Source organism: Streptomyces sp. NPDC048297 (genome assembly GCF_043201585.1).
Lineage (GTDB): Bacteria > Actinomycetota > Actinomycetes > Streptomycetales > Streptomycetaceae > Streptomyces.
This window is the reverse complement of the sequence record NZ_JBICZA010000045.1, coordinates 14789-29906: the sequence shown is the minus strand read 5'-3', so window position 1 is coordinate 29906 and position 15118 is coordinate 14789. Positions and strand designations below refer to the sequence as shown.

Annotated in this window: 12 protein-coding genes; 4 read left to right on the top strand and 8 right to left on the bottom strand. The window is 73.7% G+C overall.

Annotated elements, in window-relative coordinates; genetic code table 11:
* Positions 1 to 109: 109 nt before the first annotated feature.
* Positions 110 to 304 (bottom strand): DUF3046 domain-containing protein, encoded by a 195-nt coding sequence (locus ACGFYV_RS33570; RefSeq protein WP_393882303.1) that lies wholly within the window; start codon positions 302 to 304, stop codon positions 110 to 112.
* An 80-nt stretch (positions 305 to 384) separates the two neighbouring features.
* On the opposite strand from ACGFYV_RS33570, the gene ACGFYV_RS33565 reads away from it, so the two are divergent.
* Positions 385 to 1329, top strand: a complete 945-nt coding sequence (locus tag ACGFYV_RS33565) for a hypothetical protein (RefSeq protein ID WP_393882302.1) — start codon at positions 385 to 387, stop codon at positions 1327 to 1329.
* 123 nt (positions 1330 to 1452) lie between these two features.
* Here ACGFYV_RS33565 and ACGFYV_RS33560 read toward each other — a convergent pair whose 3' ends face one another.
* The 3 genes from ACGFYV_RS33560 to ACGFYV_RS33550 all read right to left on the bottom strand — a co-directional run bounded on the left by ACGFYV_RS33560 (position 1453) and on the right by ACGFYV_RS33550 (position 3454).
* A complete protein-coding gene (locus ACGFYV_RS33560; protein WP_393882301.1) occupies positions 1453 to 1761 on the bottom strand; it encodes an AzlD domain-containing protein in 309 nt (102 codons plus the stop codon).
* Complete coding sequence (locus ACGFYV_RS33555; RefSeq protein ID WP_393882327.1) at positions 1758 to 2537, bottom strand: AzlC family ABC transporter permease; 780 nt, start codon at positions 2535 to 2537, stop codon at positions 1758 to 1760. Before ACGFYV_RS33555 ends, ACGFYV_RS33560 begins: the two co-directional genes overlap by 4 nt.
* A gap of 77 nt (positions 2538 to 2614) precedes the next feature.
* Positions 2615 to 3454, bottom strand: coding sequence for an AraC family transcriptional regulator (locus ACGFYV_RS33550; RefSeq protein WP_393882300.1), 840 nt, complete (start codon positions 3452 to 3454; stop codon positions 2615 to 2617).
* 708 nt (positions 3455 to 4162) lie between these two features.
* Between ACGFYV_RS33550 and ACGFYV_RS33545 the strand changes: the two genes are divergently transcribed.
* The 3 genes from ACGFYV_RS33545 to ACGFYV_RS33535 all read left to right on the top strand — a co-directional run bounded on the left by ACGFYV_RS33545 (position 4163) and on the right by ACGFYV_RS33535 (position 11213).
* Positions 4163 to 9310, top strand: a complete 5148-nt coding sequence (locus ACGFYV_RS33545) for an ATP-dependent helicase (RefSeq protein ID WP_393882299.1) — start codon at positions 4163 to 4165, stop codon at positions 9308 to 9310.
* A gap of 158 nt (positions 9311 to 9468) precedes the next feature.
* Positions 9469 to 10344, top strand: coding sequence for an Fpg/Nei family DNA glycosylase (locus ACGFYV_RS33540; RefSeq protein ID WP_393882298.1), 876 nt, complete (start codon positions 9469 to 9471; stop codon positions 10342 to 10344).
* 89 nt (positions 10345 to 10433) lie between these two features.
* Positions 10434 to 11213, top strand: coding sequence for an SDR family NAD(P)-dependent oxidoreductase (locus tag ACGFYV_RS33535; RefSeq protein WP_393882297.1), 780 nt, complete (start codon positions 10434 to 10436; stop codon positions 11211 to 11213).
* 552 nt (positions 11214 to 11765) lie between these two features.
* On the opposite strand, the gene ACGFYV_RS33530 is transcribed toward ACGFYV_RS33535, so the two are convergent.
* From ACGFYV_RS33530 to rimO, 4 genes are all read right to left on the bottom strand, one after another.
* Complete coding sequence (locus ACGFYV_RS33530; protein ID WP_100828589.1) at positions 11766 to 12140, bottom strand: helix-turn-helix transcriptional regulator; 375 nt, start codon at positions 12138 to 12140, stop codon at positions 11766 to 11768.
* Between the two features lie 109 nt (positions 12141 to 12249).
* On the bottom strand, positions 12250 to 12795 hold the full coding sequence (locus ACGFYV_RS33525; protein WP_393882296.1) for a CinA family protein: 546 nt from the start codon (positions 12793 to 12795) through the stop codon (positions 12250 to 12252).
* Positions 12792 to 13649: a CDP-diacylglycerol--glycerol-3-phosphate 3-phosphatidyltransferase gene (gene pgsA, locus ACGFYV_RS33520; protein WP_393882295.1), complete on the bottom strand. Its 858-nt coding sequence runs from the start codon at positions 13647 to 13649 to the stop codon at positions 12792 to 12794. Before pgsA ends, ACGFYV_RS33525 begins: the two co-directional genes overlap by 4 nt.
* The gene (rimO, locus tag ACGFYV_RS33515) at positions 13646 to 15118 is read right to left on the bottom strand and encodes a 30S ribosomal protein S12 methylthiotransferase RimO (RefSeq protein WP_393882294.1); all 1473 of its coding nucleotides are present in this window, start codon (positions 15116 to 15118) and stop codon (positions 13646 to 13648) included. Before rimO ends, pgsA begins: the two co-directional genes overlap by 4 nt.

Genomic DNA, 15118 nt, shown 5'->3' with positions numbered 1-15118 from the left:
GACGACTGCCCGGGACCGCATCCGATCCATGGAGCCGCATCGACCGAATCAACCACATCAACCACATCAACCACATCAATGACATCAATCATTGATCAACGCTTGCGGATCAGTGCCTCTCCCCCGGCACGCTCATGACCGAGCAGACCACGCGCCACACGTCCTTGGCCTCCCAGCCGGCGTCCAGAGCCTCGTTCACCGTGCGCTCACCCAGTTCGGACATGACGTGATCGCGCGCGAAGGTGTCGGCGTACCCCGGACCGAAGTGTTCCGCCATCCGCTGCCAGAAGACCGTCAACCGCATGACACCAGTATCCCGCCCCTTGGGGTGGGCCCCGCACGGGAGTGCCTGCCGAGACCGCTTTCCGTCCTACGGTCTGACGCATGGCCGAAACAGGAGCATCCCCACTCCCCCCTGCGCCCCAGGCTCGCTCACCGCTCTTCCGCGCCGAACAGTTCGTCTGGCTCACCGCGCGCGTACTGGAGCAGCGGCTCTTCGCGTACCACTTCCTGAACGGCTCCCCCGATCCGGTGGAGGTGGCGCTGGACGCCTACCGCAACGAGGACGGCGGGTACGGCCACGCACTGGAACCCGACCTGCGGGGTCCCGTGAGCCAGCCCCTGCACACCGGGCGCGCGCTGGGCGTACTGGACGCCGTCGGACGCTGCGGCGGGCAGCGGGTGGAGCGTGTGTGCCGGTACCTGACGTCTGTCTCCACCGTGGACGGTGCGCTGCCGGCGATCAGTCCCGGCCAGCGGGGATACCCGGTGGCGCCGTTCGTGCCGGTGGTGGAGGACCCGCCGGCCGAGCTGCTGGCGACCGGTCCCGTGGTGGGCCTGCTGCACCGCAACGAGGTGTGGCACGCGTGGCTGTTCCGGGCCACCGACTTCTGCTGGCAGGCGGTGGAGTCCCTGGACAAGTCCCATCCCTACGAGGTGGAGGCCGCCGTGGCCTTCCTCGACTCCGCTCCCGACCGCCCGCGCGCGCAGGCGGCGGCCGACCGTCTCGGCCGCCTGGTGCGCGAGCAGCGGCTGGCCGCGCTGGATCCGGACCGCCTCGACGCGTACCCGGTCGCGCCGGGCTACGCCCCTGACGAGCACCACTTCCCGCACGACTTCGCGAGGAGCCCGCAGTCGCTCGCGCGCGCGTGGTTCACGGACGAGGAGATGACACGCTCCCTGGACTTCCTCGCCGCCGAGCAGCAGGAGGACGGCGGCTGGCCGATCCGCTGGCGCCAGTGGGCACCGGCGCCGGCTCTGGAGGCGCGCCCCACGGTGACGATCGAGGCCCTGCGCACGCTCAGGGCGTACGGCCGCTTCGTGGGCTGACCGGACGCAGCGCTGCGCGGGCCGAGGGCCGGGAACGCGCTGTTGCACCGCCCCGGCCCCGCCTACGCCTACGCTCCGAGCGACCGTCATGCCTGGCCGGCCATCATGCCCCGGCCGGCCGTCTCATCCGCCGAGGGCGCGCACTCCCGCCGTCACCACCACGGCCGCCGCGACGACCAGCAGGAACGGCGCGCGCAGCACCAGTGCCACGGCGGCTGCGCCGAGACCCGCGACCCGCGCGTCCAGCACGAGCGCGTGCCCGTCGGCGAACGTCTGCTGGGCCGTGAGAGCGGCAAGGAGGGCGACGGGCAGCAGGGCGGCGAGCCGCCGGACGAGCGGTCGCTCCACGGCTGCCGCGGGTACGAGCAGTCCGACGAGCTTGACGGCGTAGCAGCCGACAGCGGTGATCCCGATGGCGATCCAGACGTTCAACGATTCTCCTCGGATGCGCTCGGCACCGCGTCCGGCATGGCCTCTGGCATGGCGTCCGGCACCACGTCCGGCATGGCGGACGATCCCGCCGCCTCGCCGCCGTCGCGGCGCGTACGGCGGCCCTCGGCGAGCAGGGCGACCGGGGCGGCCAGCGCCGCGACCAGGACCGGTACGCCGGCCGGGAGAACCGGCAGCAGACCGAGGCCCAGGAGGACCGCGAGACCGGCGACCGCGCGCTCGGTGGGCGTCTTCAGCATGGGGGCGAGGAGGGCCAGGAAGACGGCGGGCCCGGCCGCGTCCAGGCCCCAGGCGTCGGTGTTCCCGATGGCCTTGGCGCCCAGGGCGCCGAGCAGGGTGGTCAGGTTCCACAGCACGTAGAGGCTGAGCCCGGTGACGGTGAAGCCGAGCCGCGCGGCCCGCCGGTCCGGCTGGGCCAGCGTCACCGCGGTGGTCTCGTCGATCACCCATTGGGCGGCGAACGGCCGCACCGCGCGCGGGAGGGCGAGCAACTGCGACAGGCGCAGCCCGTAGAAGGCGTTGCGCACGCCGAGGAAGAAGGCGCCCGCGGCGGCCGTGAACGGGTTGCCCCCGGCGGCGAGCGCGCCGACCAGGGCGAACTGGGAAGCGCCGGTGAAGACCAGGAGGCTGAGCGCGCAGGTCTGGAGCAGCCCGAGCCCGCTGCCCGCCGAGGTGACGCCGAAGGCGAACCCGGACAGTCCTACGGCGACGCCGACGCCCAGGGCGTCCCGTACGACGGCTCGGTCCGGCTTTCCCATGTCCTCGCCGGCCCCGTCCGGGGGTGCCGCGAGTGTTGTCTGTCGCTGTGCCACGCCTCGGACGGTACGGGCGGCCTTCAGTTCGAGTCTTGTACGTTCTTGCGCTCGCGCTGATAGGCGCCCGGGGGCACGCCGATGATCCGGGTGAAGTGCCGGTTGAGGTGGGGCTGGTCGGTGAAGCCGACGGCGACCGCCGCCTCGGCGGGAGCGGTGCCCGCGTCCAGCAGGAGCCGGGCACGGCGGACCCGGGCGTCGGTCAGCCAGGTGTGCGGGGGCATGCCGTAGGCGTCACGGAAGGCGCGCAGCAGAGCGAAGGGGCTGGTTGCGAGGTCGGTGGCCAGGCGCTCCAGGGTCGGCGGCTCGGCCATCCGCTCCTCGAGGACGGTACGCGCGCGTGCGGCGATCGCGGCGCCGGCCGTGCGCGTCCGGCGCTGCGGCAGCGGCCCTCCGTTCAGCCGCAGCAGTCTGGTCACGGCCACGCGCAGCAGGGTGTCGGCGGCGAGCGCGTTGCCCTCCTCGGTCGCGCGGAGCACCTGGTGGACCAGGCGGACGGTCTCGGGGTCGTCGAGGACCGGGCTGACGAAGCCGGGCGTACCCCGGATCGTGGTGGTGTCGGCCGCGATCCGGGCCACCACCTCGGGCGACGGATAGATCGCGCCGTAGCGCCAGCCCTCCGGAACGCCGGCCCGGCCGGTGTGCGTGGTGTCCGGGTTGACCAGGGCGAGCGCCCCCGCCCCGGCGGACACGTCGGAGCCGCGGTGCTGGAAGACCTCGACCCCGTCGGCGATCGCCGCGATCACGAAGTTCTCGTGCGTGTGCCGGACGAAGGTCTTGCGGATGTACCGGGCCCGCAGCAGGTCGACGCCGGGCAGCTCCTCGTACCGCCAGTGCCGCGCCCGCTCCCCTGATCCCGCCATACGCCCATTCTCCGCCACACCTGCCGCTCCCTCCCCACCCCCACAAGCCCTCGGCCCCGCTGCCCCTCCGCCTCCGACTGAGGCCCACCACCCCCCTCCGCCAGCCCTCCGCCTCCGACTGAGGCCCACCACCCCCCTCCGCCAGCCCTCGGCCTCGCCGCCCCACCCCCACAAGCCCTCGGCCTCGCCGCCCCGCCGCCTCCGCCTCAGGCCTGGCGGCCCCTCCACCGCACCCGCTGCCCCTCTCCGCCCTGCGGCCTCTCTTCCACGCCTGCAGCCCCCTCTCCACCTCCGCCAGCCCCCGGCCTCGCTGCCCGACGTCCCGCAGTCCCTCCGTTTCCGCCTGGGGCCCGCCGCCCACTCCGCCACACCCGCGATCCCCCCTCACCACCCTGCAGCCCCTCCACCACACCCGCCGCTCCCTCTCCGCCTGACGCCCCGCCCTCCTTCCGACCCGCCAGCCACCTCTCTGCCCGACACCCCGCGCCCCCTCCGCCACCCCCTCCGCCACCCGCACCGCCCCCCTCTCCGCCCCGCCCAGCATCAGCCGCCACCGCCCCGTCCACCCGCCCGCCACCCTCACCTGCCCAGCCCAGCCCCGTTCCCCCAGCCCCGCTCCCCCGCACCCCGCACCCCGCTCCCACCCCCTCCCCCGCCCCATTTGCCCAGGTCAGCCCGATTGTCAGTGGCGGGGTGCAGGATGGACGCATGGTCAGCTCCGCACACCGAGCCCTCGACGGCTTCTCCCCCGCGACCCGCGGCTGGTTCACGGGGGCGTTCTCCGCGCCCACCGCGGCCCAGGCGGGCGCGTGGCAGGCCATCGGGGAGGGCTCGGACGTGCTGGTGGTCGCCCCGACCGGCTCGGGCAAGACACTGGCAGCCTTCCTCGCCGCCCTGGACCAGTTGGCCTCGACGCCTCCCCCGGCCGACCCGAGGAAGCGCTGCCGGGTGTTGTACGTGTCCCCGCTGAAGGCCCTCGCGGTCGACGTCGAACGCAATCTGCGCAGCCCGCTGACCGGCATCCGCCAGGAGTCCGTACGCCTGGGCCTGCCCGAGCCCGAGGTCAAGGTCGGCATCCGGTCGGGCGACACCCCGCCCGCCGAGCGACGCGCCCTGTCCACCCGCCCGCCGGACATCCTGATCACCACCCCCGAGTCGCTGTTCCTGATGCTGACGTCGTCCACCCGCGACGCGCTGACCGGCATCGAGACGGTGATCCTGGACGAGGTGCACGCGGTCGCGGGCACCAAGCGGGGCGCGCATCTCGCGCTCTCCCTGGAGCGGCTGGACGAGCTCCTGCCGAAACCGGCCCGCCGGATCGGCCTGTCGGCGACCGTGCGCCCGGTGGACGAGGTGGCCCGCTATCTGTCGCCGCGCCGGAAGGTGGAGATCGTCCAGCCGGAGTCCGGCAAGGAGTTCGACCTGTCCGTGGTCGTCCCGGTCGAGGACATGGGCGAGCTGGGCGGTTCCCCGGCCGCCGACGGCAACGACGGAGCGGAGCGGCCGTCGATCTGGCCGCATGTGGAGGAGCGGATCGCCGACCTGGTGCAGGCCCACCGTTCGACGATCGTGTTCGCCAACTCGCGGCGGCTGGCGGAGCGGCTGTGCAACCGGCTCAACGAGATCGCCTACGAGCGGGCGACCGGCGAGCCGCTGCGGGAGGCCCACGCCCCGGCCCAGCTGATGGGCGGCTCGGGCGCGGCCCAGGGCGCGCCCCCGGTGATCGCCCGCGCGCACCACGGCTCGGTCTCCAAGGAGCAGCGCGCCCTCGTTGAGGAGGACCTGAAGGCGGGCCGGCTGCCCGCAGTGGTCGCCACCTCCAGCCTGGAGCTGGGCATCGACATGGGCGCCGTCGACCTCGTCGTGCAGGTCGAGTCCCCGCCGTCGGTGGCCTCCGGGCTGCAGCGCGTCGGCCGCGCGGGGCACCAGGTGGGCGCGGTCTCCACCGGCGTGGTCTTCCCCAAGTACCGGGGCGACCTGGTGCAGGCTGCGGTGGTCACCGAGCGGATGCGCACGGGTTCCATCGAGTCCCTGAGGGTGCCGGCGAACCCGCTGGACGTGCTCGCCCAGCAGCTCGTCGCCATGACCGCGCTGGACACCTGGCAGTACGACGACCTGCTCGCCACGGTCCGCCGGGCGGCCCCCTTCGCCTCGCTTCCCGAGTCGGCGTTCACGGCCACCCTCGACATGCTCGCGGGCCGCTACCCCTCCGACGCGTTCGCCGAACTGCGCCCGCGCGTGGTGTGGGACCGCGTGGGCGGCACGGTCACCGGCCGCCCCGGCGCCCAGCGCCTCGCCGTCACCTCGGGCGGCACCATCCCCGACCGCGGCCTCTTCGGGGTCTTCCTCGCCGGTTCCGACCCCAAGAAGGGCGGCGGCCGGGTCGGCGAGCTGGACGAGGAGATGGTGTACGAGTCCCGGGTCGGCGACGTCTTCACTCTCGGCACGAGTTCCTGGCGCATCGAGGACATCACGCGCGACCGGGTCCTGGTCTCCCCCGCCCCGGGTGTGCCGGGCCGGCTGCCGTTCTGGAAGGGCGACCAGCTGGGCCGCCCGCTCGAACTGGGCCGCGCGGTGGGCGCGTTCCTGCGCGAGGTCGGCTCCCAGCCCAGGGACGACGCCCGGCTGCGCCTGCTCGCGGCGGGCCTGGACGCGTGGGCCGTGGACAACGTGCTGTCCTACCTGGACGAGCAGCGCGAGGCCTGCGGCCACGTCCCGGACGACCGCACGATCGTGGTCGAGCGCTTCCGCGACGAGCTGGGCGACTGGCGGGTCGTCATCCACTCCCCCTTCGGCGCCCAGGTCCACGCCCCCTGGGCCCTCGCGCTCGGCGCCCGCCTCTCCGAGCGGTACGGCATGGACGCGCAGGTCATGCACGCCGACGACGGCATCGTGCTGCGCCTGCCCGACGCCGACCTGATGGGCCTGGACCTGCTCGACCAGGAACCCGTGAAGGCCGGCACCGAATACGACAGCGAGCAGGCGCCCGTCGGCGCGGCGGACGTCGCCTTCGACAAGGGCGAGGTCGACCAGATCGTCACCGACCAGGTCGGCGGCTCCGCACTGTTCGCCTCCCGGTTCCGTGAGTGCGCCGCCCGCGCGCTGCTGCTGCCGCGTCGCAGCCCCGGCAAGCGCACCCCGCTGTGGCAGCAGCGCCAGCGCGCGGCCCAACTGCTCCAGGTGGCGAGCGAGTTCGGTTCCTTCCCGATCGTCCTTGAGGCGGTCCGTGAATGTCTCCAGGACGTCTTCGACGTCCCCGGGCTGGGCGAGCTGATGGGCGACATCGAGTCCCGCAAGGTCCGCCTGGTCGAGGTCACCACCCCGGAGCCGTCCCCCTTCGCCCGCTCGCTGCTCTTCGGTTACGTCGCCCAGTTCCTGTACGAGGGCGACTCCCCGCTCGCCGAGCGCCGTGCCGCCGCCCTCTCCCTGGACTCCCGGCTGCTGGCCGAGCTGCTGGGCCAGGCGGAGTTGCGCGAGCTGCTCGACGCGGAGGTGCTGACCGAGCTGGAGCGTGAACTCCAGTGGCTCACCGAGGACCGGCGGGTCAAGGACGTCGAGGGCGTCGCGGACGTGCTGCGCCTGCTCGGGCCGCTGACCGACGCCGAGCTGGCCGAGCGCGGCGCCGAGCCGCACTGGGCACCGGAACTGGCCGGGGCCCGGCGGGCCATCCAGGTCCGTATCGCCGGCGCGGACCACTGGGCGGTCGTCGAGGACGCGGGCCGCCTGCGCGACGCGCTCGGCACGGCGCTGCCGGTCGGCGTCCCCGAGGCCTTCACCGAGCCGGTCAAGGACCCCCTCGGCGACCTCCTCGCGCGCTACGCCCGCACCCACGGCCCCTTCACCTCGGCCACCGCCGCGGCCCGTTTCGGCCTGGGCGTGGCCGTCACCGAGGGCGCCCTGCAACGGCTCGCCGCGAACGGCCGCGTCGTCCAGGGCGAGTTCCACCCGGCGGGCATCGGCCAGGAGTGGTGCGACGCGGCCGTGCTGCGCCGGCTGCGCCGCCGTTCCCTGGCCGCGCTGCGGCACGAGCTGGAGCCCGTGCCGCCCGCCGCGCTGGCCCAGTTCCTGCCGCAGTGGCAGCACGTCGGCAAGGGGCACGGTCTGCGCGGCATCGACGGACTGGTGCGCGCCGTCGAGCAGTTGCAGGGCGCGTCCGTGCCCGCGTCCGCGCTGGAGAAGCTGATCCTGCCGTCCCGCGTGGCGGGTTACACACCGGCGATGCTCGACGAACTGACCGCCGCGGGCGAGGTGGTGTGGGCGGGAGCGGGTGCCCTGCCCGGCAAGGACGGCTGGGTCTCCCTGTATCTGGCGGACACGGCCCCGCTGCTCCTGCCGCCGCCGCACCCCCTGGAGCCGACCGCGCTCCACCAGTCCGTCCTGGACGCCCTCTCCGGCGGCTACGGCCTGTTCTTCCGGCAGATCGCCGACCAGGTCCGCGCCACCACGCATCCCGACGCCACCGATCCCCACCTGGCCGACGCCCTGTGGGATCTGGCCTGGTCCGGGCGGCTCACCAACGACACCCTCGCCCCGATGCGTTCCCTCCTGGGCTCAGGCCGTACGGCGGGCTCGACGGCCCACCGCGCCAGACGCACCGTCCCGCGCGGGCGCTACGGCTCCCTGACCGCCGCGGCGAGGACCGCCTCCCGTACCGGCCCGCCGACCGTCGCGGGCCGCTGGTCCCTGCTCCCGGCCTCCGAACCGGACGCCACCGTGCGCGCCCACGCGCGGGCCCGCGCCCTCCTCGACCGGCACGGCGTGGTCACCCGGGGTGCGGTCGCCGCGGAAGGGGTCGAGGGCGGCTTCTCTGCGGTGTACCGCGTGCTGTCCGCCTTCGAGGAGAGCGGTCAGGCGAGGCGCGGTTACGTGGTCGAGGGGCTGGGCGCCGCCCAGTTCGCGATGGACGGCGCGGTCGACCGGCTCCGTGCGGTGTCCAACGCGCGCGACCGCGGCGAGGCCCTGCCCGCCCCGGGCTCAGCGAACGGCTTCGGCCCGCCCGACGGCCACGGATCCACCCCGCCCTTCCCGGGCGGCACACCCCCCTTCCCCGGCGGCACACCCCCGTTCCCTGGCGGCGCGCCCTCGTTCCCCGGCGGCACGCCCCCCTTCCCCGGTAACACGCCCCCCTTCCCCGGCGACGCGCACACGACTCCCGACGCCTTCGACCATGCCGACAGCGGCCTCGCCCACCCCGGGCTCGACGACGACTTCACCTGGCCACCGGAAGACTTCCCTGTCGCGCCAGGCGACTTCCCCGCCGCGCCGGGCGACCTCTCCTGGCCGCCGGAGCCCCACCGTGCCTCCCCCGGCGACTACGTCTCCCCTCTCGACCGCGCCCCCGCCGACCTCTTCCGCTCCCCCGGCTACGGCGGCCCCCGAGGCGTCGGCGCCGGCTCCGCCTCCCCGTACGGCGCGCGGGCAAACACCCGCTTCGGTGACCGCCGCACCGGCGCCTCGGCTCCCGATCCGCGCGCGGTGGTGCTGGCCGCGGCCGACCCCGCGAACGCCTACGGCGCGGCCCTGCCCTGGCCTGAGCCGCCGACCGGGGCCGGACACAAGCCGGGACGCAAGGCGGGCTCGCTGGTCGTCCTGGTCGAGGGCGAGCTGACGCTGTACATGGAGCGAGGCGGCAAGACCCTGCTGGCCTGGCCCGCCGCCCCGGACACCGCCGCAGGTGACGATCCACGCCTGCGCACGGCCGCGGAAGCCCTGGCCGCAGCGGCCAGGGCGGGCTCCCTCGGCACGGTCACGGTCGAGCGGATCAACGGCGCCCAGGCCCTGATCTCCCCCCTGGGCGCCCTCCTGGAAGGAGCCGGCTTCATAGCGACCCCACGCGGCCTGCGCCTGCGGGCCTGAGCACCGCACCCCGCCCGGCCCGATCCCGCCATGCGCCAGGCGCCATGCGCCGTGCGCCGTGCGCCGTGCGCCGTGCGCCGTGCGCCGTGCGCCAGGCGCCATGCGCCATGCGCCATGCGCCATGCGCCATGCGCCATGCGCCATGGCACTCTGGACGCATGCCCGAAGGTGACACGGTCTGGCAGGCCGCGAAGCGGCTGCACGAGGCCCTCGCGGGCAAGGTGCTGACCCGTAGCGACTTCCGGGTTCCGAAGTACGCCACGGTCGACCTCACGGGCCGTACGGTCCTGAACACCGCGCCGCGGGGCAAGCACCTGCTGACCCGTTTCGAGGGCGGCCTGACCCTCCACACGCACCTGCGTATGGAGGGCGCCTGGAAGGTGTTCGGCACGGGCGAGCGCTGGCGGGGCGGCCCGGCGCACCAGATCCGCGCGATCCTCGGCACCGCCGACCGCACGGCCGTCGGATACCGCCTCCAGGTGATGGAACTGCTGCGCACCGGCGAGGAGGAGCGCGTCGTCGGGCACCTCGGCCCGGACCTGCTCGGCCCCGGCTGGAACCCGGAGCGCGCCCTCGCCAACCTCCTCGCGGACCCCTCCCGCCCGCTCGGCGAGGCCCTGCTCGACCAGCGCAATCTCGCCGGCATCGGCAACATCTACAAGAGCGAGCTGTGCTTTCTCCTCGGCGTGACCCCATGGCTGCCGGTCGGCGCCCTGCCCGAGGAGCGCGCCGCCCAGCTGCCCGCCGTGGCCAAGAAGCTCCTGGAGGCCAACCGCGACCGGCCGGTCCGCCGGACCACGGGCCTGCACCGGCACGACCTGTTCGTCTACGGCCGTGCCCCTCGCCCCTGCCTGCGCTGTCACACCCCGGTCCGCGTGGCCGACCAGGGCGACGGATCCCAGGAGCGCCCCACGTACTGGTGCCCCACCTGCCAGAGCGGCCCCGCACCGGCACCGGGAGCCTCCCGGCAATGGCGCGAGCACCACCCCCGCCGCCCCACCCCGGGCCGCCCCTCACCGCCCCGTGCCCACTGACCCGCGCCCACTGACCCGCACCCACTGACCCGCGTTCACCACCGCCCAGACAATTGACGGTCCGTCAGAAACGCTCGTACCGTCGCCGTATGCCCCTCATGGCGTACGACCTCAGCGGACGCACCGCGTTCGTCACCGGAGCCGCCGGCGGCATCGGCCGGGCCTCCGCCGTCCTGCTGGCCGAGGCGGGAGCCACGGTGCACTGTGCCGACCGGGACCCGGGTAGCCTGCGCGGCACCGCCGAGCTGATCGAGGACCGCGGCGGCAGCGCCCGTACGCACGTCCTCGACGTCACCGACCGGACCGCCCTGGGCGCGGCCGTGCGCTCCTGCGGACGGCTGGACGTGATGGCGGCGATCGCCGGGATCATGCACAGCAGCCCGGTGCTGGAGACCCGGGACGAGGATCTCGACCGGGTGCTCGACGTCAACTTCAAGGGCGTGCTGTACGCCTGCCAGGAGGCGGCCCGGCTGATGCTCGACCACGACACCCGGGGCAGCATCGTCACCATGGCCTCCGGCGCCGTCGACACCGGCGGCCCCGGCCTGCTCTGCTACGGCGCGGCCAAGGCGGCCGTGGCCCAGCTGACGAAGACGCTGGCCACCGAGGTCGGCCGGTACGGCATCCGGGTGAACGCGGTCGCACCGGGCTGGATCCGCACACCCATGACGGACCGCCACGACAGTGGACGGCACGACGGCGGACAGCAGGCGCACACCGAGTCGCTCATGGCGCGGATGTCGCCGCTCGGCCGGGTCGGCGAGCCGGACGACGTCGCGCACACGGTGCTCCATCTGGCGTCGGACGCGTCGGCGTTCACGACGGGGCAGATTCTTCGCCCGAACGGGGGTGTGGCGATGCCGTGGTGATGCCGCCCGCGCGCGTGATGCTCCCCGTCCGCCAGGCCCGTGTCCACCGTCCCGTCGCCACGGCGCCGACCGCCCGCCCCTTGGGCATGCAGTGGACCGGCAGCAGGCTCAGTCCCCATCCGCTGACCGCCACGGCCCCTTCGAGGACGCCGGCGCCGTGCCCGAAGGAGATCCGCAGCACGGCCCACCACCACATGGCCCCCAACCCGAGACCGGCCCCCCAACGCACTGCCCGCCCCACCATGGCCGCCACCTCCAGCCGGACGCTAGACCGCCGCATGACCCGCGAGAACGGCGCACCAAGGGCTCACTGATGCAACGCCGGGCCCTTCCAGCCCCGGCCGGTACACCGCTCCTCCACCATGACCGTCCCGCCGGACTCCGGCAAACGGAGCAAGGTCACCGGCCGCGCCCGGAGGCACGGGGCACCCGCGGGGCGGTCCCTAACGGGCCCGGAACGTGCGAAAGCCCCGGCCGGACTTCCCCGGGTGGTCCCGGAGAAGCCCGGCCGGGGCTTCACATGTAGGGGTCGCTAGGCCGCGCGCACGAGCGTCACGCGGCGACCACGTCCACCGCCCCGGCGGGCGCCTTGATGGTCACCCGTTCCGGTGGCACGCCGGTCACCGACACGGAACCCAGCACCGGACGGACCGGGGTGGGCACGGGCTCGGTGGCCGCGGCGGACTGGGCCAGCTCGGCGAGCGCCAGTTCGTCGCTCACCTCTCGCATGAGTTCGGACATCCGTACGTCCAGCGCGTCGCAGATGGCGGCGAGCAGCTCGGAGGAAGCCTCCTTCTGCCCCCGCTCCACCTCGGAGAGATAGCCGAGTGAGACTCGGGCGGACGAGGAGACTTCGCGCAGAGTACGGCCCTGGCGTTGGCGCTGCCGACGCAGCACGTCACCCAGCAGGCGACGGAGCAGAATCATCGGTGGCTCCCTCCTCGGACCGCGTAGCCGCATCCTTCTCGCCCCACCGTACCGCCTCGCGCTGCGGCCGTGCGGGGAGCGATGTCGTGTTCACTCAGGGCTGCAAACATCAAAACCCCCCGTTCCGTTCCGTATCCTGTGCCCGCTCATTCCCGGTCTGTTCGCCCGCAAGCTCCTTCAGAAGCAGTGCGAGTACGCTCCGTACACTCTCCCTACGAATTTCCGCACGGTCGCCGTTCAACCGCAGAGCCTCGACTTTTCCGCCACCGGCGGAACCGGAGGTGTCCGTGAGAGGTCCGTCGACGGCCACGAACACCGTCCCGACGGGCTTTCCGTCCTGCGGATCGGGGCCGGCGACCCCGGTCGTGGCGAGGCCCCAGTCGGCGCCGAGCACCTTGCGCACTCCTGTGGCCATCTGGGCCGCCACCTGCGGATCCACGGCTCCGTGGTGGGCCAGCAGGGTGGCGTCGACGCCCAGCACCTGCTGCTTCAGCACGGTGGCGTAGGCGGTGACCGAGCCCCGGAACACCTTGGAGGCGCCGGGCACCGCGGTGATCTCCGCGGCGACCAGGCCACCGGTGAGCGACTCCGCGACGGCGAGGGTCTCGCCCCTCACCGTCAGTAGTCGCACCAGTTCGGTGGCCGTGGACTTCACGCTTCCTTCTCCTCCAACGCCGCCGCGCGCTCGGCGATTCCCTGCCTGCGCAGCACGATGGCCTGTCTCACGTAGTCGAGGCCGGTGACGACGGTGAGGACGACCGCCGCGGCCATCACCCAGAACCTCAGGGTGGCCAGCCACCCCGTCAGCGCCAGGACGTACATCCCGACGGCGACGCCCTGGGTGAGTGTCTTCAGTTTGCCCCCGCGGCTGGCCGGGATCACGCCGTAGCGAATGACCAGAAAACGCAGCAGCGTGATGCCCAGTTCCCGACCGAGGATCACCGCCGTCACCCACCAGGGCAGATCGCCGAGTGCGGACAGACAGATGAGCGCCGCCCCCATGATCGCCTTGTCGGCGATGGGGTCGGCGATCTTCCCGAAGTCGGTGACCAGGTTGTAGGTGCGCGCCAGATGACCGTCGAACAGGTCGGTGATCATGGCGATGGCGAAGGCCGCCCAGGCGAGCGAGCGCCAGGCCGGGTCGTAGCCACCGCCGGCCAGCATCAGCGCCACGAACCCGGGCACGAGGAGCAGCCGGAGCATGGTCAGCAGGTTGGCGACGTTCCACACGCTGGCCTGGTTGACGGCCGCGGCCGTCAGCTTCCCGCCACGCGCGGGCCTCGCGTCACCCGCAGGACTCGTGTCCCCCACGGGCCTCGCGTCGCCAACGGACCTCGCGTCGCCCGCGAGCTTCGCATCGCCCACGAGCTTCGCGTGGCCCGCGGCGTCCGGGCCGTGAGGGGGAACAGAGCCGGAGGCCTCGGGAACAGCGCCGTCGGCGGCGGCCTGGCCCCGGGCGCCGTGCGCGCCGGAGGAGCCGCCCGCGGCGGATGCCGGGACTCCGGTCATCTGCCCGCCTCCTCACTACACGCGAGCGAGCCGGCCAGCGGCTCGGCCACCAGGTCGACACCTTCCGTACCGACCACCTTCGCCTCGACCATACGTCCGACGCTCAGGCCTTCGCCGCTCGTGAGGAGGACCTGGCCGTCCGTCTCCGGCGCCTGGTGGGCGGCACGGCCGTACACGCCCTCCTCCTCGTCGACGGACTCGACGAGGACGTGCACGGTTTCCCCGACGCGCTCCTCGGCGCGCTGCGAGATGAGTTCCTCGGCGAGCCGGGAGATGTGGGCGAGGCGCTCGTCGACGACGTCCTGGGCGAGCTTGTGGTCGTACGTCGCCGCTTCCGTGCCCTCCTCGTCGGAGTAGCCGAAGACGCCGATGGCGTCCAGGCGTGCGCCGTTCAGGAAGCGCTCCAGCTCGGCGAGGTCGGACTCGCTCTCGCCGGGGAAGCCGACGATGAAGTTGGAGCGCACGCCGGCCTGCGGGGCCTTGGTGCGGATGGTGTCCAGCAGCTCCAGGAAGCGGTCGGTGTCGCCGAAGCGGCGCATGGCGCGCAGCACGTCGGGCGCGGAGTGCTGGAAGGACAGGTCGAAGTACGGGGCGATCTTCGGGGTGGAGGTCAGCACGTCGATCAGGCCGGGGCGCATCTCGGCCGGCTGGAGGTAGCTGACACGGACGCGCTCGATGCCGTCGACCTCGGCCAGCTCCGGCAGCAGGGACTCCAGCAGGCGGATGTCGCCCAGGTCCTTGCCGTAGGAGGTGTTGTTCTCGGAGACCAGCATGATCTCCTTCACGCCCTGTTCGGCCAGCCAGCGCGTCTCGTTCAGGACGTCGCTGGGACGGCGCGAGATGAAGGAGCCGCGGAAGGACGGGATGGCGCAGAAGGAGCAGCGCCGGTCGCAGCCGGAGGCGAGCTTGACCGAGGCGACCGCGGAGCCGTCCAGGCGGCGGCGCAGGGGCGCGCGCGGACCCGAGGCGGGGGCGACGCCCTCGGGGAGGTCGCTGGGGCCGTGGCCGGGCAGCGCGACGGCGGCGGCCGACTCCTGGCGCTCGGCCGGGCTGACCGGCAGCAGCTTGCGGCGGTCGCGCGGGGTGTGGGAGGCGTGGATGCCGCCGGACAGGATGGTCTGCAGGCGGTCGGAGATGTCCGCGTAGTCGTCGAATCCGAGCACGCCGTCGGCCTCCGGGAGGGCCTCGGCGAGCTCCTTGCCGTACCGCTCGGCCATGCAGCCCACCGCCACGACGGCCTGGGTTCTGCCGTGGTCCTTGAGGTCGTTGGCCTCCAGAAGGGCGTCGACCGAGTCCTTCTTGGCGGCCTCGACGAATCCACAGGTGTTGACCACGGCGACGTCGGCGTCCGCGGCGTCCTCGACGAGCTGCCAGCCGTCCGCCTCCAAACGGCCTGCGAGCTCCTCCGAGTCCACCTCGTTACGGGCGCAGCCGAGAGTGACAAGTGCGACGGTACGGCGTTCAGGCAT

Excerpts from the sequence above, each read along its gene's own strand:
- ACGFYV_RS33570 (WP_393882303.1), bottom strand. The coding sequence starts at position 304 with ATGCGGTTGACGGTCTTCTGGCAGCGGATGGCGGAACACTTCGGTCCG.
- ACGFYV_RS33565 (WP_393882302.1), top strand. The coding sequence starts at position 385 with ATGGCCGAAACAGGAGCATCCCCACTCCCCCCTGCGCCCCAGGCTCGC.
- ACGFYV_RS33555 (WP_393882327.1), bottom strand. The coding sequence starts at position 2,537 with ATGGGAAAGCCGGACCGAGCCGTCGTACGGGACGCCCTGGGCGTCGGC.
- ACGFYV_RS33550 (WP_393882300.1), bottom strand. The coding sequence starts at position 3,454 with ATGGCGGGATCAGGGGAGCGGGCGCGGCACTGGCGGTACGAGGAGCTG.
- ACGFYV_RS33545 (WP_393882299.1), top strand. The coding sequence starts at position 4,163 with ATGGTCAGCTCCGCACACCGAGCCCTCGACGGCTTCTCCCCCGCGACC.
- ACGFYV_RS33540 (WP_393882298.1), top strand. The coding sequence starts at position 9,469 with ATGCCCGAAGGTGACACGGTCTGGCAGGCCGCGAAGCGGCTGCACGAG.
- ACGFYV_RS33535 (WP_393882297.1), top strand. The coding sequence starts at position 10,434 with ATGCCCCTCATGGCGTACGACCTCAGCGGACGCACCGCGTTCGTCACC.
- ACGFYV_RS33530 (WP_100828589.1), bottom strand. The coding sequence starts at position 12,140 with ATGATTCTGCTCCGTCGCCTGCTGGGTGACGTGCTGCGTCGGCAGCGC.
- pgsA (WP_393882295.1), bottom strand. The coding sequence starts at position 13,649 with ATGACCGGAGTCCCGGCATCCGCCGCGGGCGGCTCCTCCGGCGCGCAC.
- rimO (WP_393882294.1), bottom strand. The coding sequence starts at position 15,118 with ATGCCTGAACGCCGTACCGTCGCACTTGTCACTCTCGGCTGCGCCCGT.